Annotated in this window: 23 protein-coding genes; 21 read left to right on the top strand and 2 right to left on the bottom strand. The window is 36.7% G+C overall.

What is annotated here, in order from left to right; all coding sequences use genetic code 11:
• Positions 1 to 3 precede the first annotated feature (3 nt).
• On the bottom strand, positions 4 to 339 hold the full coding sequence (locus tag ACXJIE_RS00990) for a histidine triad nucleotide-binding protein (protein WP_456479118.1): 336 nt from the start codon (positions 337 to 339) through the stop codon (positions 4 to 6).
• Positions 340 to 499: 160 nt separating this feature from the next.
• Between ACXJIE_RS00990 and pheS the strand changes: the two genes are divergently transcribed.
• From pheS to ACXJIE_RS00885, 21 genes are all read left to right on the top strand, one after another.
• A complete protein-coding gene (gene pheS / locus ACXJIE_RS00985) occupies positions 500 to 1,486 on the top strand; it encodes a phenylalanine--tRNA ligase subunit alpha (RefSeq protein ID WP_456479117.1) in 987 nt (328 codons plus the stop codon).
• Positions 1,483 to 3,729, top strand: coding sequence for a YtpR family tRNA-binding protein (gene ytpR, locus ACXJIE_RS00980; protein WP_456479116.1), 2,247 nt, complete (start codon positions 1,483 to 1,485; stop codon positions 3,727 to 3,729). Before pheS ends, ytpR begins: the two co-directional genes overlap by 4 nt.
• Complete coding sequence (aroA, locus tag ACXJIE_RS00975; RefSeq protein WP_456479115.1) at positions 3,726 to 5,021, top strand: 3-phosphoshikimate 1-carboxyvinyltransferase; 1,296 nt, start codon at positions 3,726 to 3,728, stop codon at positions 5,019 to 5,021. Before ytpR ends, aroA begins: the two co-directional genes overlap by 4 nt.
• The gene (locus ACXJIE_RS00970; RefSeq protein ID WP_456479114.1) at positions 5,011 to 5,841 is read left to right on the top strand and encodes a 4-hydroxy-3-methylbut-2-enyl diphosphate reductase; all 831 of its coding nucleotides are present in this window, start codon (positions 5,011 to 5,013) and stop codon (positions 5,839 to 5,841) included. Before aroA ends, ACXJIE_RS00970 begins: the two co-directional genes overlap by 11 nt.
• Complete coding sequence (locus tag ACXJIE_RS00965) at positions 5,838 to 6,998, top strand: S1 RNA-binding domain-containing protein (RefSeq protein ID WP_456479113.1); 1,161 nt, start codon at positions 5,838 to 5,840, stop codon at positions 6,996 to 6,998. Before ACXJIE_RS00970 ends, ACXJIE_RS00965 begins: the two co-directional genes overlap by 4 nt.
• Positions 6,995 to 7,438 carry a hypothetical protein gene (locus tag ACXJIE_RS00960; protein WP_456479112.1) on the top strand — a complete coding sequence of 148 codons (444 nt, stop codon included), beginning with the start codon at positions 6,995 to 6,997 and terminating at the stop codon, positions 7,436 to 7,438. The genes ACXJIE_RS00965 and ACXJIE_RS00960 overlap by 4 nt, the downstream gene beginning before the upstream one ends.
• Positions 7,439 to 9,007, top strand: a complete 1,569-nt coding sequence (serA, locus tag ACXJIE_RS00955; protein WP_456479111.1) for a phosphoglycerate dehydrogenase — start codon at positions 7,439 to 7,441, stop codon at positions 9,005 to 9,007. It abuts the gene before it with no gap.
• A 22-nt stretch (positions 9,008 to 9,029) separates the two neighbouring features.
• Positions 9,030 to 9,593 carry an elongation factor P gene (efp, locus tag ACXJIE_RS00950; protein WP_456479110.1) on the top strand — a complete coding sequence of 188 codons (564 nt, stop codon included), beginning with the start codon at positions 9,030 to 9,032 and terminating at the stop codon, positions 9,591 to 9,593.
• Positions 9,594 to 9,640: 47 nt separating this feature from the next.
• Positions 9,641 to 10,171 (top strand): adenine phosphoribosyltransferase, encoded by a 531-nt coding sequence (locus ACXJIE_RS00945; protein WP_456479109.1) that lies wholly within the window; start codon positions 9,641 to 9,643, stop codon positions 10,169 to 10,171.
• A 9-nt stretch (positions 10,172 to 10,180) separates the two neighbouring features.
• Complete coding sequence (gene trpB, locus ACXJIE_RS00940; protein ID WP_456479108.1) at positions 10,181 to 11,377, top strand: tryptophan synthase subunit beta; 1,197 nt, start codon at positions 10,181 to 10,183, stop codon at positions 11,375 to 11,377.
• Between the two features lie 62 nt (positions 11,378 to 11,439).
• Positions 11,440 to 11,709: a hypothetical protein gene (locus ACXJIE_RS00935; protein WP_456479107.1), complete on the top strand. Its 270-nt coding sequence runs from the start codon at positions 11,440 to 11,442 to the stop codon at positions 11,707 to 11,709.
• The gene (locus ACXJIE_RS00930; RefSeq protein ID WP_456479106.1) at positions 11,700 to 12,332 is read left to right on the top strand and encodes a nucleotidyl transferase AbiEii/AbiGii toxin family protein; all 633 of its coding nucleotides are present in this window, start codon (positions 11,700 to 11,702) and stop codon (positions 12,330 to 12,332) included. Before ACXJIE_RS00935 ends, ACXJIE_RS00930 begins: the two co-directional genes overlap by 10 nt.
• Positions 12,329 to 12,994 carry a DedA family protein gene (locus ACXJIE_RS00925; RefSeq protein WP_456479105.1) on the top strand — a complete coding sequence of 222 codons (666 nt, stop codon included), beginning with the start codon at positions 12,329 to 12,331 and terminating at the stop codon, positions 12,992 to 12,994. The genes ACXJIE_RS00930 and ACXJIE_RS00925 overlap by 4 nt, the downstream gene beginning before the upstream one ends.
• Complete coding sequence (locus tag ACXJIE_RS00920; protein WP_456479104.1) at positions 12,991 to 13,380, top strand: GNAT family N-acetyltransferase; 390 nt, start codon at positions 12,991 to 12,993, stop codon at positions 13,378 to 13,380. The genes ACXJIE_RS00925 and ACXJIE_RS00920 overlap by 4 nt, the downstream gene beginning before the upstream one ends.
• A gap of 59 nt (positions 13,381 to 13,439) precedes the next feature.
• Entirely contained in the window at positions 13,440 to 14,810 is a 1,371-nt protein-coding gene (locus tag ACXJIE_RS00915) for a leucyl aminopeptidase (RefSeq protein WP_456479103.1), read from the top strand.
• 161 nt (positions 14,811 to 14,971) lie between these two features.
• Entirely contained in the window at positions 14,972 to 16,066 is a 1,095-nt protein-coding gene (gene ychF / locus ACXJIE_RS00910; RefSeq protein ID WP_456479102.1) for a redox-regulated ATPase YchF, read from the top strand.
• On the top strand, positions 16,063 to 16,893 hold the full coding sequence (locus ACXJIE_RS00905; protein WP_456479101.1) for a CvfB family protein: 831 nt from the start codon (positions 16,063 to 16,065) through the stop codon (positions 16,891 to 16,893). The genes ychF and ACXJIE_RS00905 overlap by 4 nt, the downstream gene beginning before the upstream one ends.
• A 30-nt stretch (positions 16,894 to 16,923) precedes the next feature.
• Positions 16,924 to 17,208 (top strand): nucleotidyltransferase family protein, encoded by a 285-nt coding sequence (locus ACXJIE_RS00900; RefSeq protein ID WP_456479100.1) that lies wholly within the window; start codon positions 16,924 to 16,926, stop codon positions 17,206 to 17,208.
• Positions 17,201 to 17,629: a HepT-like ribonuclease domain-containing protein gene (locus ACXJIE_RS00895; RefSeq protein ID WP_456479099.1), complete on the top strand. Its 429-nt coding sequence runs from the start codon at positions 17,201 to 17,203 to the stop codon at positions 17,627 to 17,629. Before ACXJIE_RS00900 ends, ACXJIE_RS00895 begins: the two co-directional genes overlap by 8 nt.
• Positions 17,630 to 17,654: 25 nt before the next feature.
• Entirely contained in the window at positions 17,655 to 19,268 is a 1,614-nt protein-coding gene (locus ACXJIE_RS00890) for a molybdopterin-dependent oxidoreductase (RefSeq protein ID WP_456479098.1), read from the top strand.
• Complete coding sequence (locus ACXJIE_RS00885) at positions 19,255 to 19,641, top strand: YchJ family protein (RefSeq protein ID WP_456479097.1); 387 nt, start codon at positions 19,255 to 19,257, stop codon at positions 19,639 to 19,641. The genes ACXJIE_RS00890 and ACXJIE_RS00885 overlap by 14 nt, the downstream gene beginning before the upstream one ends.
• Here ACXJIE_RS00885 and ACXJIE_RS00880 read toward each other — a convergent pair.
• Positions 19,623 to 20,039, bottom strand: a complete 417-nt coding sequence (locus ACXJIE_RS00880) for a hypothetical protein (protein WP_456479096.1) — start codon at positions 20,037 to 20,039, stop codon at positions 19,623 to 19,625. The genes ACXJIE_RS00885 and ACXJIE_RS00880 overlap by 19 nt on opposite strands.
• Positions 20,040 to 20,076: the final 37 nt, after the last annotated feature.

Raw genomic sequence — 20,076 nt, 5'->3', positions numbered from 1 at the left:
AACCTAAGAAAGCCTAGGCCATAACAGTTTCCCTTCCGGATTGGCAACCAAATGTATGTGTAGGTGAAACACCTCCTGTCCCGCGTTTTTTCCGTTGTTTGTAATCAGCCTGTAATCGGTGATGTTAAGTTCTTTTGCTACGCTTTTTATAAACTCGGCCATTTCCGGCATTAATTCCGCAGGAGTTTCATCAAATTTAGGGAAATGCTCTTTCGGAATTATTAAAACATGCACCGGGGCGACGGGATTTATATCGTGAAACGCCAGAAACTTGTCGTTTTCAAGCACTTTGTTTGAAGGAATTTCACCTTTTACTATTTTGCAGAATATACATTCCATTGTGTCTCCTTTGTTAAATTCGGGATAAGAAAAAGTGAAAGAAAATAACAGAAGGTTCGTTTTTTAACCGTTTCTTACCTGATTTCACCGCCTCTCACCCCTTCTTTTTCACATTTTTTTTTGGTAGTATTATATCTAAAAAAACAAACAAAGGACGGTTTTGGTGGATTTGTCAGAAATAAGCAATGTTTTAAATCTTGAGGAACTTGAAAAAATCAGAATCAAGTACCTCGGAAAAAACGGAATAATTACCCGAAAATTCAAAGAACTGAAAAACGTGGCACCCGAGAGAAAAAAGGAAGTGGCCAAAGAGCTGAACGAAATCAAAGAAAAAGCTCTTAATATGATAGCGGAGAAAAAAAAGGAACTTGAGGAGAAACTTCTTGAAGAAAAACTCAAAAAAGAAAAAATAGACGTAACAAGCTTCGTACCTAAAAGCAGCGGAGCCGTTCATCCGATTACACAGACAATGAACCGTATAATAGACTTTTTTACGAAACTGAATTTCAGTGTGGAAATGGGACCGCTGGTAGAGGACGATTTTCATAATTTCGAAGCGCTCAATTTGCCTAAATACCATCCGGCTCGCGATATGCAGGATACGTTTTATTTTAAAGACGGAACACTTTTAAGAACCCACACTTCACCGGTCCAGATAAGAACGATGCTCAAACAAAAGCCTCCTATAAGGATGATAAGCCCCGGAGCGGTGTTCAGAAGGGATTACGATTTAACCCATACGCCGATGTTTCATCAGGTGGAGGGTCTTGTGGTGGACGACGAAGGCAAAGTAAGCTTTGCAAACCTTAAATTTATACTTGAAAGTTTTCTTATACATATGTTCGGAAACGTTAAAGTCAGGTTCAGGCCTTCTTTTTTCCCTTTTACGGAACCGAGTGCGGAAGTTGACATAAGCTGTATATTCTGTGAAGGGAAAGGTTGCCGGGTGTGTTCTCACACAGGCTGGCTGGAGGTGCTCGGCTGCGGGGTTGTCGATCCTAACGTTTTCAAAGCGGTCGGTTATGAAAACGTTAGCGGATACGCATTCGGGCTCGGAGTGGAGAGGTTTGCAATGCTCTTACACAGAATCAACGATTTAAGAAGTATGTACGAAGGAGATATCAGACTTATGGAGCAGTTTAAATGATAGTGACAAGAAGATGGCTTGAGGAGTTTATAGATCTTAAAAACGTTTCCACCCGGGAAATAATCGATACGTTAAACAGAATAGGCCAGGAGGTGGAAGGTTACAAGAAATATGAAGTCCCTCAAAATGTGGTGATTGGAAAAGTTATAGAGTGTCAAAAACATCCTAATGCCGATAAATTAAACGTATGCAAAGTGGATGTCGGGGATGAAACGCTGCAGATTGTATGCGGGGCTTCAAACGTGGTAAACGCCGAATATGTGGTGGTTTCAAAAGTCGGAGCGGTACTGCCCGGGGATTTTAAAATAAAAAAGGCGAAATTAAGAGGTGTGGAAAGCAACGGAATGATCTGTGCGGCGAAGGAAATAGGTTTACCGGATTTCCATGAAGGAATACTGATTATGGACGATTCCTTAGGAGAACTCAAAACGGGGGAATATGCGGGCAAATATTTAAACGACGAAATAATAGAACTCGGCGTAACCGCAAACAGGGGGGACTGTTTCAGCGTCTACGGCATTGCGAGGGAACTAAGCGCCGGACTGGATATTGATCTTAAAAACCTGGAATACAAATTAAAAGAACTGCAAGAAGGCATAGGCAGACTCGTAAATATAGAAAAAAACGAAATAAAACACTCCTCCCATTTATTAAAAGCCGTAAAAGGATATTTAAGATCCAATGTCAAAATCGACTTAAGACTCTCTTTTTGCGACATAGAAGCCCAAAAAGAGAGTGAAAAAGTTTTAAAATACTCAATGCATGCAACCGGTGTTTTACTTGTTCTAAGCACGACGGGCAGCGTTTCTTTCGAAAACGAAAACGGAGTGGATGTTTACAAAACAAAAAACGGACGTTATATCGTGGGTGTCAGAAACGACATCGAATTTGAAGAAACAAACGAATACATTATTAACGCAAATTATATAAATCCCGATTATGTGAGTGAAATAGTGTTTTTAAACTCCCTTAAAACGGACGACTATTTTTTCAGGGCGAGCAGGGGCAGCGAACCTAATCTTAAATTCGGCATAAACTATTTTATAAATGAATCTGCCCTTCCGGTCTATTCGGGGGTTATCGATCTTATAAACGAAATTCCGGAAAGATACATCAACCTGAATATAGAAACCATCAGAAACATCATAGGGGCCGACATAAAAGAAAAAACGGTGGTTGAAATCCTCAAAAAGCTTAAATTCGAAGTGGAGGTTTTCGAAGGAAATATGAAAGTGAAGGTTCCCCCCTTCAGAAACGACATAAAAAACATTCAAGACGTGGCGGAGGAAATTCTCAGAATTTACGGAATCGACGAAATAGATTCAAAACCGCTCGAGTTTAAAGAAAAAAACAGAATCAACAATATAATATCAATGCTTGATTTTGTAAACACTCTCAAACAAAAATCCGTTTCACAGGGCTTTTACGAAACGCTCCATTTTGTTTTCGATGACAAAGAAAGACTTCAAAAATACGGGTTTTTAACGGTTGACGAACATTTGGATCTGGTTAATCCGATAGTAAAAGAGCTTGACACGTTAAGAACAACTCTTTTGCTTCAGCTTTTCGAAGACGTTTCAAGAAACAGATCAAACGGTTATAAAAGGATATTTTTATTTACGGAAGGAAGCGTTTACAATAAAAAACGCGAAGAGGTAAGAAAAATGGCTTTTGTCATCAGCGGGCAAAACGATTATGAAAACCCTTATAACAGCGGTAAACCGTCTAAGGTGAATTTCAAAACCATGGTCGACAAACTTGCCCAGATTATAGGTGAATTCCGTCTTACTCAAAACGAATCGCATCCGGTGGCGCATCCTTATCAGAATGCGAAAATAATTTTAAACTCCTCTCCTGTCGGTACAATTGCAAAACTTCATCCGAAAATTGCAAAAGATTTCGACATAGACGACACCTATTTTGCAGAAATAGATTTAACGAAAATAAAAAACGAACTGAAACTTGCAAAAGAAATAAACAGGTTTCCTAAAGTCACAAGGGATCTGAGTCTTGTTGTCAATAAAAACACACCGTATAAACAGCTCTTTGAAATTATCGATAATTTGAATATAATTGAGCTTAAAGATTTTTATCCGATAGACATTTACGATTTGGGTGAAAACAACTCAATTACGGTCAGATTTGTAATTCAGGGCGAAAAAACACTGACAGATAACGAAATTAATGATATAATGGAAAAAATTTTAAAAGCGTTGGAAAGTAAAGGAATAGGGCTTAGATGATTTTGGAAATTGAAGGCGGAAGAAAGTTTAAAGAGGAATTTGCAGTAGACGCTGACAAATCGATTTCGCACAGATGTGCGATTTTTTCCCTTTTGACGGAAGGTCAAAACGTTATTAAAAACTATTTACGTGCGGAAGATACGATTAATTCTCTTAAAATCGCCGAATCGCTCGGTGCGGAAGTGGAAGAAAAAAACGGAATAATTACAATCAATGCGCCTCGAAAACTTCAGGAGGCCGATGACGTTCTGTACTGCGGAAATTCGGGTACCACCATAAGAATATATATGGGACTGCTCGCCGGTATTGACGGATTTTTCGTCTTAACCGGGGATCAGTATCTAAGACGCCGTCCGATGAAAAGGGTGGCTGATCCTTTAAGAAGCATAGGTGCGAAAATCGATGGAAGAAAAAACGGGGATTTGGCGCCTTTGGCCGTAAGGGGCGGAAAACTCAAACCGTTTGATTATACAAGCAAAATTGCTTCGGCTCAGGTAAAATCGGCTATGATTTTAGCAGCACTTAATTCCGATAAGCCTTCATATTACGAAGAGCCTATGCTTAGCCGTGACCATACGGAAAGAATGCTTACTGGTATGGGTGCTAAACTTGAAAGCAAAATGGAAGACGGAAAATGCAAAGTTAAAATATATCCGCTTGAAAATAAACTTGAACCTCTGAACATTGAAGTGCCGAACGATCCGAGCAGCGCGTTTTTCTTTGCGGTTGCGGCGGCCATTACGGATTCAACGGCGATTATTAAAAACGTAACACTAAACCCTACGAGAATAGAAAGCTATAAAGCGCTTGAGAAAATGGGCGCAAAAATCGAATATGTTTTAAAAGAAGACAAATACGAACCGATCGGCAATATTATAGTAACAGGCGCCGAATTAAAAGGCATAGAAATCAGTGAAAACATTCCCTGGCTTATTGACGAGCTGCCGGCGCTCGCAATGGCTATGGCCGTGGCGGAAGGCAAAAGCCTCGTTAAAAACGCAAAAGAACTGAGAGTAAAAGAATCGGACAGAATCACTGCGGTTATCAGCGGGCTTAAAGCGTGCGGAATTGAAGCGGAAGAGCTCGAAGACGGGTATGAAATTATAGGCGGTATTCCTAAAAAAGCAAAAATAGACTCGCACGGCGATCACAGAATAGCTATGAGTTTTGCCGTGCTCGGGCTTCTTTGCGGAATGGAAATTGAAAAAGCCGAGAGCATAAACACTTCCTTTCCGAATTTTTTTAAACTGTTTGAAAAAATAGCCGATTTTAAGGTGAATAATGAAAATTGAAAAAGCCAAAAATTACGGTTTTTGCTTCGGTGTAAAAAGGGCAGTCGAAATTGCGGAAGAATCAAAAAACGCGGTAACGCTCGGGCCCCTGATTCACAATCCCCTTGAAATTAACAGACTTGCCGAAAACTATAATGTAAAATACGTGGAAAGCATTGAAGATATCGACGAAAATGTAAAAAGGGTAATAGTAAGAACACACGGAATACCGAAAGAAAAACTTCAAAAGCTCAAAGAAAAAAACATAGAAATTATCGACGCCACGTGTCCCTTTGTAAAAAAGCCGCAGGAAATTGTGGAAGAGATGAGCAGACTCGGATATGATATCGTAATCTTCGGCGATAAAAACCATCCGGAAATACAGGGTGTTATGAGCTATTCGGTTCATAAAAGGGTATACGTGGTGCTTACACCAGAGGAACTTAAAAACGTCAAACTGAAAGAGCATATCGCAACCGTGGCCCAGACTACAAGAAAAGTAAAAGATTACCTTAAAATCACCGATTATCTTATTCAAAATTATAAAGAAGTAAGAGTGTTTAACACTATCTGCAACGCAACGTTCGAAAACCAGGATGCGGTAAGAGAACTTGCCAAAAAAGCCGATATTATGATTATAATCGGCGGAAAAAATTCTTCAAACACAAAACAGCTTTATAATATCGCAAAAGAATACAGTACGGCATATCTCGTGGAAAGTGTAGAAGAGTTGAAAAAAGAATGGTTTAACGGCAAATCGCACTGCGGTATAAGCGCAGGCGCCTCCACACCTGAATGGTTGGTTGAAAAAATAATCTCAAAGATAAAGGAATTAGCATGAGCGAATTAAAAGTGGGTGACGTAATAGAGTTTAAAATAGAAAAATTAATTAAGGGAGGATTTGTAGGATATGTGGACGGACAGGAAATTTTTCTCCCTAAAAGCCTCAGCGGCTTAAAAGAAGACGAAAGCGTTGTGGGTAAAACGGTTAAGGCGTATGTAAAAGAATTTAAACAAAATTCCGTTGTTGTGGACAGAAAAGCATATCTTAACGATATAAAAGAAAAACTTGAAAGCAGGGCTGATGAAATAATCAATGCCGTAGTTACAAAGGTTAAACCTAAAGGTCTCGTAATTGACATTGACGGAATCAGCGGATTTGTTCCTAAAGAAGAAATTTTTTACAAAAAAATAGATCACCGACAGTATATCAGCGAAGGCGACGAAGTTCAGGTCAAACTGATTGACCCGGTAAGAAGAATTTTTTCAATCAAAAAAACACTGCCTAACCCATGGGAAGAGGTGAAAGAACTAAATATCGGCGACGTTGTAAAAGTTACGGTTTCGCATATTACCGATTACGGGGCTTTTGTGGATCTCGGAAACGGCGTGGAAGGATTTTTGCACATAAGCGAAATAAACTGGGAAGGGATAAATGATTTAACCTTGGGCGACGAAATCGAAGTGGAAATCGTGGAAATAAATCCCGAAGAAGAGAAATTAAGGGTTTCAAGAAAAAACCTTTTGACAAAACCGGCCGTAATTTTTGCTGAAAAATATAATGTAGGTGATGTGGTGGAAGGTATAATCACCAAATTTATAAATGTCGGCGCTTTTGTTGAAATAGACGGTATAAGCACGCTCTTGCCGAACAAATTCGCATCGTTCAAAAAAGGTGAAAAGGCAAATGAAATATTTAATATCGGAGACAAACTCGAATTTAAAATCATAACCATTTCACCCGAAGAAAACAAAGTGATTATTTCAAGAAAAGACGCAATGCCGAACCCTTACGACGCTTTTGCAAAAAACCATCAAATAGGCGACGAAGTGGAAGGAACAGTAAAATATATAACCGATTTCGGAATGTTTATCGATTTAGGTGACATCGAAGCGCTTGTCAGAAAAGAGGATTATGAAAAAGAGTACGAAGTAGGGGACGATTTCAAAGGAAAAATTATCGAAATAAACGGTGAGAGGGTTAAGCTTGCTGAATGAAAATAATAATTTTTATTTTAACCTTTATAATTGTGGGTATATTGTTTGTTACTTATGATAAAATTTCACAGCCGGAGATTAAAAATTTTCAACCGACCGAATTCAACAAATCGGAAAAAATAAAAATTAAAGGGGATGTTACGAAACTCTTCTTTAATTCATATACTTTTCCGGCACGGGAAATGTTTATGAAAATCGATTTTAAAGAGTATAAAAACATTATACTCTATAAAGTCGTAATAAATGCAAACGACGAATATGCATTGTTTAACATAAAAGCAATACTTGAAAACGAAGGTGTTGTGTATTCCATGCTTGAAAAGAAAAAAACCGAAATTTTTATTTTGTTCAAATCTTTAGCACAGGCTGAAAAAATCATTAAAATTTTTAAAAGTTATAATTTTAAAATAAAAATAAAAAAAATCATTAAAAGGATATGAATGAAAGTAGTAGTTTGTGACCCTATACATCCCGCCGGATTCGAAATACTTAAAAAGGCGAAAGACATCGAACTTGTGGATGCAAGCAGAACACCGAAAGACGAACTTTTAAAAGTAATAGAAGACGCCGACGGCGTCATTACAAGAAGTCCCACTCCGGTTGACGAAAAATTTCTCTCTCACGCCAAAAAATTAAAAGCGGTGGTAAGAGCCGGTGTCGGTGTTGACAACGTAGATATGGAAGCCGCAAGCAAAAGAGGCGTTATTATAATGAACGTACCGACGGCTAACACCTTAGCGGCTGTTGAACTTACAATGGCTCATCTGCTCACCGCCGCAAGAAGTTTTACAAACGCCGTTTGGAATTTGAAAAAAGAAAGAGAATGGAACAGGGAAAAATGGCTCGGAATCGAACTTGCAGGTAAAAAACTTGGAATTATAGGTTTCGGTAACATCGGAAGCCGTGTTGGGATAAGGGCTAAAGCTCTTGAAATGGACGTAATTGCTTACGACCCTTATATCGATCCGAGTAAGGCTACGGATTTAGGATGTAAATATACGACGGATTTCGATGAAATTCTTAAATGTGACTTTATTACAATCCACACCCCTAAAACCAAAGAAACAATCAATATGATTACCAAAAAAGAAATTGAGAAAATGAAATACGGGGTTGTTTTAATAAACTGTGCAAGAGGAGGGTTATATAACGAAGAAGACGTTGCCGAAGCTTTAAAATCCGGAAAAATCGCATGGCTCGGAATAGACGTCTTTAATAAAGAGCCTCTAACCGAACATCCTTTCTTCGAACTTGAAAACACCTCGGTTACACCTCATATCGGTGCTAATACAAAAGAATCACAGGAAAGAATAGCAATCCAGGCGGCTGAAGGAATTATAGAAGCGCTAAGGGGCAGCAGCTACCCGAATGCGCTTAACCTTCCTATAAATACGGCAAACACGCCCGAATGGGTTATAAAATATCTTGAACTTTCACAAAAAATGGGATACATCCTGTCACAGGTTATCAATAAATCGATAAAAAAAGTAAAAGTGAACCTGAGCGGAAACATATCAAAAGAAGACAAATCAGTTCTTACTTTTGCACTCGTAGGACTCCTTCAAAACATTACGGAAAATGTAAACTACGTAAACGCTGAATTTATAGCAACCGAAAAAGGTATCGTAACAGAAAGTAAAGAAATTAAAAACGACACTTACAAAAACCTTGTAAACATTAAAGTAATTACGGACGACGGGGAATATTCAATAAGCGGCACCATGCTTGAAGAACATCCGAGAATAGTCGAATTTAAAGGGTTTGACCTTGAATTCGAACCCAAAGGCAAAATGATATTCTTTAAAAACACCGACGTTCCCGGAGTAATAGGGGAAGTCGGTATGACTCTTGCAAAAAACAACATAAACATAGCCGACTTCAGACTCGGAAGAAACAAAGAAGGTCAGGCTATGGCCGTTATTATTGTGGACAACGAAGTAAATGAAAACGTCTTAAACGAACTTAGAAACCTAAAAGCGGCGTTAAGCGTCGGATACGCAGAAATTTAACAGATAATTCAAAGGAGAAACAATGGCATACAGCATGAGCGATTTAAAAAAATATCTTAATATCGAACTCGACGGAATTCCGTATAAAATAATCGAATATCATCACGTAAAACCCGGAAAAGGTGCCGCGTTTGTCAGAACGAAACTTAAAAACCTTATCGACGGAAGGGTTATTGAAAAAACGTTTCACGCGGGAGACAAAGCGGACGAACCTAACCTTGAGAGAAGAAAATACCAGTATTCTTACAACGAAGGCGACATTTATTATTTTATGGACAACGAAACTTATGAAATGATACCGATTGATTTGAAAGTTTTTGAAGAAAGCAAAGGGTTTTTGCTTGAAGGCATGAATGTCGACGTACTGTTTCACAATGGAAAAGTTATCGGTGTGGAGCTTCCTTTGACAGTCGAACTTGAAGTGGTTGAAACTCAGCCGGTCAGCAACAGAGATAGAAGCGGTGCATGCAGAAAACCGGCAAAAGTTGAAACGGGCGCGGTAGTTACGGTTCCCTGTCATATAGTGGAAGGTGACAAAATCAAGATTGACACAAGAACCGGAGATTATCTCGAAAAAGTTAAATAATCCGCTAAAAATCTTTTGACTTTTTAGCGTTAAACCAAGGAGAAAAAATGACACTTGCTGATAAAGTAAAACAGGCTATAAGGGACATCCCCGACTATCCCCAAAAAGGTATAATTTTTAAAGACATTACAACTTTGTTAAACGAGGGGGAGCTTTTCAGTGAGGTAATCGATTATTTCAGTGAAAAATATAAAGACGTCGATTTCGTATGCGGAATTGAGAGCAGGGGTTTTATTTTCGGTGCCGCCATTGCCGCTAAGATAAAAAAAGGATTCGTCCCTCTTAGAAAAAAAGGCAAACTTCCTTATACCACCGTCGCGGAAAAGTATGCGCTTGAATACGGATTTGACGAAATAGAAATTCATATCGACGCATTTAAAAACGTACAAAATCCCAAAATTTTGCTTATAGACGATTTGATTGCCACGGGAGGAACGGCCGAAGCCGCGGTGAAACTTATTGAAAAAATAGGCGGTAAAATCGAAGCGGCCGCATTTTTAATAGAGCTTACATTTTTAGACGGAGCTGAGAAAATAAAAGCTCTTGGCGTAGAAGTGGACAGTTTAGTTAAATATTAAAGGATAGTGATGTATATACCAAAGCCTATATTCGACCCTGACGAAAAAGGGCATTTTGACAAATTCGGCGGACGTTATGTGCCAGAAACGCTGATGCCCGTTCTTTTGGAACTCGAAAAATTTTATAACACTGTCCGTTTCGATGAAAATTTCTGGAAAGAGATGGATTATTATTTTAAAGAATATATCGGGCGTCCCTCGCCCCTTTATTTTGCACAAAACCTCAGCAAAGAATTAAACGCGAAAGTTTATCTGAAAAGGGAAGATCTAAACCACACCGGAGCCCATAAGGTAAACAATACGATAGCGCAGGTACTGCTTGCTAAAAAAATGGGCAAAAAAAGGGTGATTGCCGAAACGGGAGCAGGACAGCACGGTGTGGCCACAGCAACGGCCGCAGCGCTTTTCGGACTTGAATGCGAAGTGTTTATGGGTGAAAAAGACGTTCACAGGCAGGAACTTAACGTATTCAGAATGAAACTTTTAGGAGCTAAAGTCCATGCGGTAAAAAGCGGCAGTAGAACACTAAAAGATGCGATGAACGAGGCGATAAGATACTGGGTTACAAACGCAAGGGATACTTTTTACGTAATCGGAACCGTTGCCGGTCCACATCCGTATCCTATGATGGTAAGGGATTTTCAGGCGATTATCGGATATGAAGCCAAAGCGCAGATTCTTAAAAAAGAAAACAGACTGCCCGATTATGTAATAGCGTGTATCGGAGGCGGAAGCAATGCAATGGGGATTTTTTCCCATTTTCTTGAAGAAGAGGGTGTTCAGTGTATAGGTATCGAAGCCGGGGGTATGGGTGTGGAAACAGACAAACACGGCGCAAGTCTCCTAAAAGGCGCCCCCGGCGTACTTCACGGTCAGATGAGCTATCTTTTACAAGATGAAGACGGGCAGATAAAAGAAGCGTATTCCATTTCAGCAGGGCTCGATTATCCGGGAATAGGTCCGGAACATGCGTTTCATTTTGAAAAAGGCAATGTAAAATACGACTATATAACCGACAAAGAAGCTCTTGACGCATTTGTGTGGCTAAGTCAGAAAGAAGGGATTATTCCCGCATTCGAAAGCTCTCACGCGGTTGCTTATCTGAAAAAACTAAAAGATATCGAAAACAGACTCATAATCGTAAACCTTTCGGGAAGAGGCGATAAGGATATGATTCAGGCAAAAAATATCTTGCATTTCGATTAAATTTCAATCCCTTTTTTTCAATTTTTAAAATATGCTACAATTTCGCAAAAAAAAGGCTTACTTTGAAACATCTCTTTTGGAATGATTATAAAATAGACAAAATTGACTTTAATGATATAAGAACAAAAAAAATCTTATTTGAAAAAGTGTTAAATTATAGTCCAAATATATTAAGAGATTTAAAAGATTTTACAAAAGAAGAAATTAAAGACTTTTTATATAGTTATAAACCGGTTTTTAATAAAGATTTTGTAAATAGACGTATAAATGTGCTTAAAAAAATACTGTTTAATGATAAAAATGTTAAAGTAAAAGAACTTGAATGGAATTAAAAGATTATTATAAAAAATTATATGCTCTTCAAGATAAAGTTTTAAATATTGTTTTTGAAAATTCGACGGAGTTTTATTTAACGGGCGGGACTTGTCTTCATAGATATTATGTTAATGCGAGGTATAGCGATGATTTGGATTTTTTTACCAATACTTCAAAAATCTTTAATTTAGAAGTTAAAAGATTAAAAACTGTTTTAAATGATTTTTTTAAGATTGAAGTGGAAATTGAAAGTAAGGATTTTATAAGGTGGAAAATTGATAATCTAAAAATTGATTTTGTTAACGATGTAAGTGTTTATTGTAATAAGGTTGTAGTCCGAAATAATCTAGTACTAGATAATATTGAAAATATTTGTGCAAATAAATTTTTAGCGGTTTTAGGAAGAGATGAGGCAAAGGATGTATTTGATTTATTTATAATAGATAAGTTTTTTAACCCCGAATATAAAAGTATAATAGAATGCGCTAAAAAAAAGGCGGTATTTAATGTGGAAGATTTAATTTACAGATTAAAAACTTTTCCAAAAAACTGGATATATAAATTAAATATAATTGATGAAAATATATTAAACGAATTTAATTTAAATTTTATAGAAAACATAACAAAAGAGGTGTTATGAAAAAGTGGTTAGTTTTTTTTATTCTGTTTGCAACGTTTTTATACGGTTTTGACTTTCAAACCGTAAAAGAATTCTTTACGGAAGACAATCTTGTAAATTTATTAAAAGAGTACGGATACATTATCCTGTTTTTCTGGTCGATTGCCGAGGGTGAAACGGGACTGGTAATGGCGGGGGTTTTGTCCCATACCGGGGATATGAATATGATAGTTTCCATAATAGTTGCGGCACTCGGGGGCTTTGTGGGGGATCAGATCTATTTTTACCTCGGTAAACTTAACAAAAAATGGGTTTTGGAAGAGCTGCATGCCCACAGGGGTAAATTCGCAAGGGCAAGACTGCTTCTTAGAAAATACGGCGGATGGGTAATATTTCTCCAGAGATTCATATACGGAATGAGAACGATTATTCCTATGGCTATAGGTATCAGCGGTTATGATCCGAAAAAATACGCGATTATAAATTTTATAAGCGCATTTGTATGGGCGAGCGTTACGATTATTCCGAGTTATATTTTCGGTGAACATATAATAAACCTTCTAAAATGGGTTAAACATCATTGGTATTTCGGTATCGCTTTTGCCATTACGATGCTTGCTCTGCTTTGGTATATCAATCACAGGGAAGATCAAAAAAGAGAGCTTAAAAAAGCACAGAAATGATTGAATACAAAATAAATCCTGAGATATCTGCCCGTGATTTTATAGATATTTTAAACCGCTCCGCTTTAGCAGAAAGAAGACCCGATGATATTGAGGTTATAGAAGGTATGCTTAAAAACGCAGATATTATAATAACAGCTTACGATAATGATAAAATAGTCGGAATCGCAAGAGCCGTTACGGATTACCATTACTGCTGTTATCTCTCAGACTTGGCTGTGGATAAAGAGTATCAGCATCAGGGAATCGGAAAAACACTTATTTTAAGATTAAAACAAAAACTTCATAAAAACTGCAAAATCATCCTGCTTTCAGCCCCCGCCGGAACTGGATTTTATCCTAAAATCGGATTTGAAAAACATAATTCGGCGTGGGTGTTGAAGTAATTAGCACAAACCAATCTTATTTTTACTATAATTACGCAAATACAATATAAGGAGCGTATATGGAATTTATAAAAGGAAAAGGCGAGGTTAAAGCCGAAATTGTAATAAACGGGGCTAAAAAGTTTGAAGAATACGGATTTGAAGGAAAAGACGGGGAGGTTTTGGTTTTACCTGAGAAAAAAAGAATTTACGTAGGTATTGAATCGCTAAACCCCGAAAATATAAAAACGGCAACCGCTGCAATTATAAAATCACTGAAAAAATACAAATTTGAAAGCGTGGAAATTACACCTCCGAATACTAAAAACGAGGATGTTTTGGTTGCGTTTTTTGAAGGTTTTATGCTGGGGGATTATGAATTTGACAAATATAAAAGTAAAAAAGCAAAACACCCTGTTAAAAAGATAGCAATCAATTCTAAAAGAGATTTTGACGAAATAATTAAAGAAGCAGAAGTAAGAGCTGAAGCGGTTAACTTCGTAAGGGATATTATCAATTCGGTACCTGACGAGCTGACACCTGCAAAACTTGCAAGCATTGCCGAAGATGTAGCTAAAACAAACAAACTTGAGTGCAATATTTACGATGAAAACTACCTGTTTGAAAACGGATATCACGCATTCTACAGTGTTGCAAAAGCAAGCTCTAATCCTCCAAGACTCATTCATCTTGCATATAAGCCTGAAAAAGCAAAAAGAAAAATCGTTTTAGTCGGAAAAGGTCTTTGCTATGACAGTGGAGGGCTAAGCCTTAAACCGAGTGACTTTATGGTAACTATGAAAAGCGACAAATCAGGTGCGGTAACGGTACTTGGAATAATCAAAGCAATCAGTGAGCTGGGATTAAATGTGGAAGTTCACGCAATACTCGGTGCGGCTGAGAATATGATCGGCGGCAACGCATACAAGCCTGACGATGTGCTAAAAGCCAAAAACGGAAAAACTATAGAAGTCAGAAACACAGATGCGGAAGGAAGACTTGTTTTGGCTGACTGTCTGTGCTACGCTCAGGAAAACATCAAAGATTTTGATGAAATATATGACTTTGCAACACTTACGGGTGCCTGTGTTGTGGGTGTAGGAGAATATACGTGCGGAGTTATGGGATTTGAAAAAGAAAAAATCGAAAGCATTATAAACACAGGAGAAAAAACGGGTGAGCATTTCGCATACCTGCCGTTTAACAAATATCTGCCAAAACTATTAAAAAGCGAAATCGCAGATATCTGCAACATTGCTTCAAGCAGATACGGAGGAGCGCTTACCGCAGGGCTTTTCCTAAGCGAATTTATTGAAGACGAAAACAAAGAAAAATGGACTCACCTTGATATCGCAGGACCTGCGTTTGTGGAAAAAGCATGGGGATTCAACCCTCACGGCGCAAGTGGTTTCGGGGTGGATACATTTGTCACGCTCCTTAAATCACTTTGAATTATAAGTTTTTAAAATTATTTAGGTTGTTAAGGTTGTTAGTTAGTAATATACAATAAAAACCTTAATAACCTTAACAACCCATGCAAACATAACTTCCTTTAACATTTCCATATAATTACTGCCTTATTTCGATATAATTTCACCAAAAAAGGATTTTAATGAAAGTTGGTATAGTAGGTCTTCCGAATGTCGGAAAATCCACAACATTTAATGCACTTACAAAAACACAAAACGCGGAAGCTCAAAACTATCCGTTTTGTACTATTGAGCCAAATAAGGCAATAGTACCCGTTCCGGATGAGAGAATAGAAGAGCTGGCTAAAATAGTAAATCCTGATAAAATTCAGTACTCTACAATTGAATTCGTCGATATTGCAGGGCTTGTAAAGGGTGCGAGCAAAGGTGAAGGGCTTGGAAACCAGTTTCTTGCCAATATCAGAGAAACTGATATTATTTTACACATGGTAAGATGCTTTAAAGATCCGAACGTAATTCACGTAGAAAACAGTGTAGATCCTATCAGAGACGTTGAAATTATTGAACAGGAACTTTTATATGCGGATATGCAAACCCTTGAAAAAAGAATAGCAAAACTTCAAAAACAAGCAAAAGGAAGCAAAGACGCAAAAGCTCAGCTTGAACTAACAGAAGAACTTATGGAATGGATCAGTGAAGGCAACCCTGTAAAAACATTCCCTAAAAAAGACGAAGATGCGTTTAAAGTACTTGAAAAAGAACTTAACTTTCTTACTAACAAAGAGATTTTTTACGGTGCAAACGTAGATGAAGAGGGCTTAGCAGAAGATAACGAATACGTAAAAGCATTAAAAGAATATGCAGCAAAACACGGAAGGGAAGTAATTAAACTCTGTGCAAAACTTGAAGAAGAAATGGTTGATATGAGTGATGAAGAAAGACATGAATTCCTTGAGAGCCTCGGAGCTAAAGAGAGCGGACTTGATCAGATAATCAGAAAAGCGTATGAAAAACTTGATCTTATCAGCTATTTTACAGCCGGAAAAATCGAAGTTAGAAGCTGGACTATTAAAAGAGGAACAAAAGCACCTCAGGCAGCCGGTGTAATTCATACCGACTTTGAAAAAGGTTTCATTAGAGCGGAAGTTATAAGCTATGAAGACTTTATAAAATACGGTGGAGAGCAGGGTGCAAAAGAAGCGGGTGCCATGAGACTTGAAGGTAAGGATTACGTGGTTCAGGACGGGGACGTAATGCATTTCAGGTTTAACGTATGATTGAAGAATATTTGAAATTAGGTTCTCTTAACAGACTCAAAATCTCCAAAAAGACTCCTCAGGGGCTTTACCTTGAAGCTCTTGACGGTGACACTGTTTTACTTCCTAACAGATACGTAACCGATGATATGAATATAGGCGATGAAATAGAAGTGTTTATCTATAACGATTCGGAAGACAGATACGTGGCAACCACCGATAAGCCGAGATACGAATACGGTGAATTCGGTGTATTCAGGGTTGTAGACGTAGCAAAATTCGGTGTGTTTGTTGACTGGGGAATGTCAAAAGATCTTTTCATGCCGCTTGGAAATATGAAAAAACAGTTGAACAAGGGCGACAGTGTAATAGGTAAAATCGTATATGACGAAAAAACCGACAGACTTATGCTTGATTCCAAACTCTCACGCCACATCAAAAAAGCGAAAAACTATGATGTTAACGATGAAGTAAAAATAATAGTGATTGCAAAAACGCCTCTCGGATACAAATGTATTGTTGATGATATGTATGAGGGAATGCTTTTTGATAACGAAATATTTGAAGATGTAAGAGTGGGACAGAAGAAAAAAGCGTTTGTCAAAAACGTAAGAGAGGACGGAAAACTTGATCTTTCACTTCAGAAAATAGGCTCAAGAGATGATGTTAAAGATAAAGTCTATAAAGCTCTAAAAGAATGGGGCGAAATGAAAATAACCACCAAATCAGACCCCGAAGAGATTAAAAAGTACTTCAAAGTCAGTAAAAAAGCCTTTAAATCTGCTGTTAACGAGCTGATTAAAGAAGATAAAATCATTCAGGAAAATGGTACAATAAGAATAAAATAAATATGCTATAATTTATAAAAAAGGCATTTTATGACAAAAAGAGAAATATTAAATTTTTTAACACAAAATAAAGATCTTTTAAAAAATCGTTTCGGTGTTAAAAAAATAGCTCTTTTTGGCTCATATGCAAGAGACGAAGCAAATGAAAAAAGTGATATTGATTTAATTGTTGAAATGCCGAGTTCTTTTCAAAAGTATTTTGAACTTAAATATTTTTTAGAAAAACATCTTGGAAAAAAAGTTGATTTAGGACTGTCTCATAAAGTAAGAGCATACATTAAAAACAAAATCCAAAAAGATTTAATATATGTTTAGAGATGCTGAATTTTATATTGTAGATATTTTTATTGCAATCGATAAAATAAAAAGATATACAAAAGATTTCAGCAATGCACAAGAATTATTATATGATGAAAAAACATGGGATGCAGTAATCAGAGAGCTTGAAATTATAGGTGAAGCTACAAATAAATTAATTAAACTTGATTTTCTAAAAAAAGATTTTAAAATAATTGTAGATTTTAGAAATATTATAGTTTATGAATATTTTGGAATAGATGAGAAGATTGTTTGGGAAGTGGTAACTGGCTATCTTATTGATTTTTACAATGAACTGTTGGATATATCAAAAAATAATGATTTAAATCTTGCGATACAAAAAGCTATTGAAGAAAATAAACATAATAAAAAAGTAATAAGATTTTTAAAAGAGTTGCAAAATGTTCTGTCCGCTTGACTGTTGGGACGCTTGTCAATGTAAAATGGAAAATGGAAAATGGAAAATTAAAGGCAAAGGAATAACTCCGTATCTTTGCTGGAAGCTAAATAATTATTTCAAATTCCCTTATGAAACATCTCCTAAATACAACAGTAAAAACATTATGTTAAAGGAAGCTCTGGATAAATTATTTGATATATTAAAAAACACAGATCCCAAAAGAGTTCTTTTTGTAAAAGGCTCCGGTAATATGGGGGTTATGCAAAATGTAACCAAGCTTTTTTTTGAGAATTACGGAGCTACGTTTGCCATAGGTTCTACATGCGACGGGCTTGGAGAAGAGGGGATAATTAAAGGACGCGGAAAATCACTAATACTTCCGACATGGATAATTAAAAACGCCAAAAATATCATCATCTGGGGCAGAAACCCGTATGTTACAAACATTCATCTTATTCCTATGATAAAAGACAAGTTTACCGTGACTATTGACGCCATAAATACAAAAACAGCTAAAAATTCGGATCTTTTCATACAGGTAAAACCAAACAGTGATTTTTACTTGGCGATACTGCTGGCTCAAATGGTGATTGAAAGTGAGAAATATGAAGTAAGTGATAATTTTGATGAGTATAAAAAAATAGTCTTTTCGTATGATAAAAAAGATCTAATGAAAAAATGTGGAATAAATAACGAAGAATTAATGAAACTTTTTAAAGTTATAAAGCAGGGCGGTGCAGTCCTTACAGGACTTGGAACGGCAAAATGTAAAGAATGCCGGAAAACCACATGGGCTATTGACAGCCTCTTTTACATGTTCGGATATTTCGGGAAAAAGACAAAAGGAGTGGCGTTTCTTGGCAGCAGCGGATACGGAATAAACAACCCTTTCAGTGTTAATCATAAAAACGAAGTGTCGCTGTGGGATATAAACCTTGATGATTACGACGTTGTTTTTGTACAGGCGGCAAACCCGCTTGTAAGTTTTCCAAACAGAAACGAATGGAAAAAACTTAAAAACAAAACAACGGTCGTTTTTGGTAAATATATGGATGAAACCGCTCAAATTGCGCTTTTTATCCCGAGTAAAGATTTTTTTGAGAAAAAGGATGTGAGGGGGAGTTACTTTCACGAATATGTATTAGTCGCTAAAAAATCACAAGGATTTTTTAACGGTAAAGAAACAATATCCGAATATGAATTAACAAAATATTTAATGGATAAGTTTGAATTTGAGGGCTTAAAAAGCGAGGATGATTATATCGACGAAATATTAAATGCCGATTTGGAAAAAACAGGGGATGAAATATACCGCAAAAAAGTATTCGATAAGCCTCCATACAGTGAGGGCTTTTTTACAGATAACGGTAAATTTAAATTTCTAAATGAAGATTTTGAATATAATAAAAAACCTTTTGAGATAGTGACGGCCAAGCATGATAAAGCTCTGAATTCGCAGTTTCAAAGGGATGAAAAGATCTATATTAATTCAAAGAGTAAAAATATTATGTTAAGCTGGGTTAAAGAAAACATTCCAGAAGAAAGAGTAGTGTTTCCTGAAAATATACCTGAAAACATCATATACGCCAAAGGCGGAAGCGTTATAAACGAATTTATAAACTGTAAAGGGGAAAATGCTTATTATGAAATTTTCTAAAAACTCTCCGTGTCCCTGCGGAAGCGGTAAGAAATACAAAGAGTGCTGTTATAAATGGCACAAAATCAGAAGCGCTCCGAACGCTTTATTTCTAATGAAAAGCAGATACACGGCATATGCTATCGGAAACGCTGATTATATTGTAAAAACAACTCATCCCGATTCACCGCACTTTGAAAAAGACATAAACGAATGGAAAAAATCGATTAAAGAATTCAGTAAGAGTGAATTTAAAAGACTTGAAATAATTGAATTTATCGACGGTGAAAAAGAGGCGTTTGTTGAATTTAAGGCGTATATTGACGATTATGTAATGACGGAAAAAAGTCGGTTTTTAAAAAAAGGTAAATGGTATTATTTTGAGGGTGTTTGAATAGTTTGCTTTATACATTTTTTTAAGCATTCTTTGTTATTATAAATTTTTTTTAATTCCATATCAGGAAAAAGGACATTCCATGTTATAAGTCCAAGCAAAATACCGATGATTACAGCTGCTATTAATTGAAGTGTATTTGTTTTTGAGGGAGCGGTTAATTTTTCTTGAACTTCTTTTAGGTTATAGATATATTCGTAATATTTACAAAAATATTTAATTGAACCTTTATATTTTACGCCGTCATATTTGTATTGCTTAAAAAAAGTATTATAATCAACCGGCACGTTATCAAACTTTTCTTTTAAAATTTCATGGATTTTTTTAATATCCCAGTTCATTTTTTGTCTGATGTTTTCAATTTTGTCCCTACATTTCAATAACTCCGATTTTTCCACTCTTTTCCTTTAAATTTCCATTGAAGTTCCATTAAAA

The organism is Nautilia sp., from assembly GCF_053994455.1.
The sequence above is the reverse complement of the archived record's forward strand: the minus strand, read 5'-3'. Positions and strand labels throughout refer to the sequence as shown.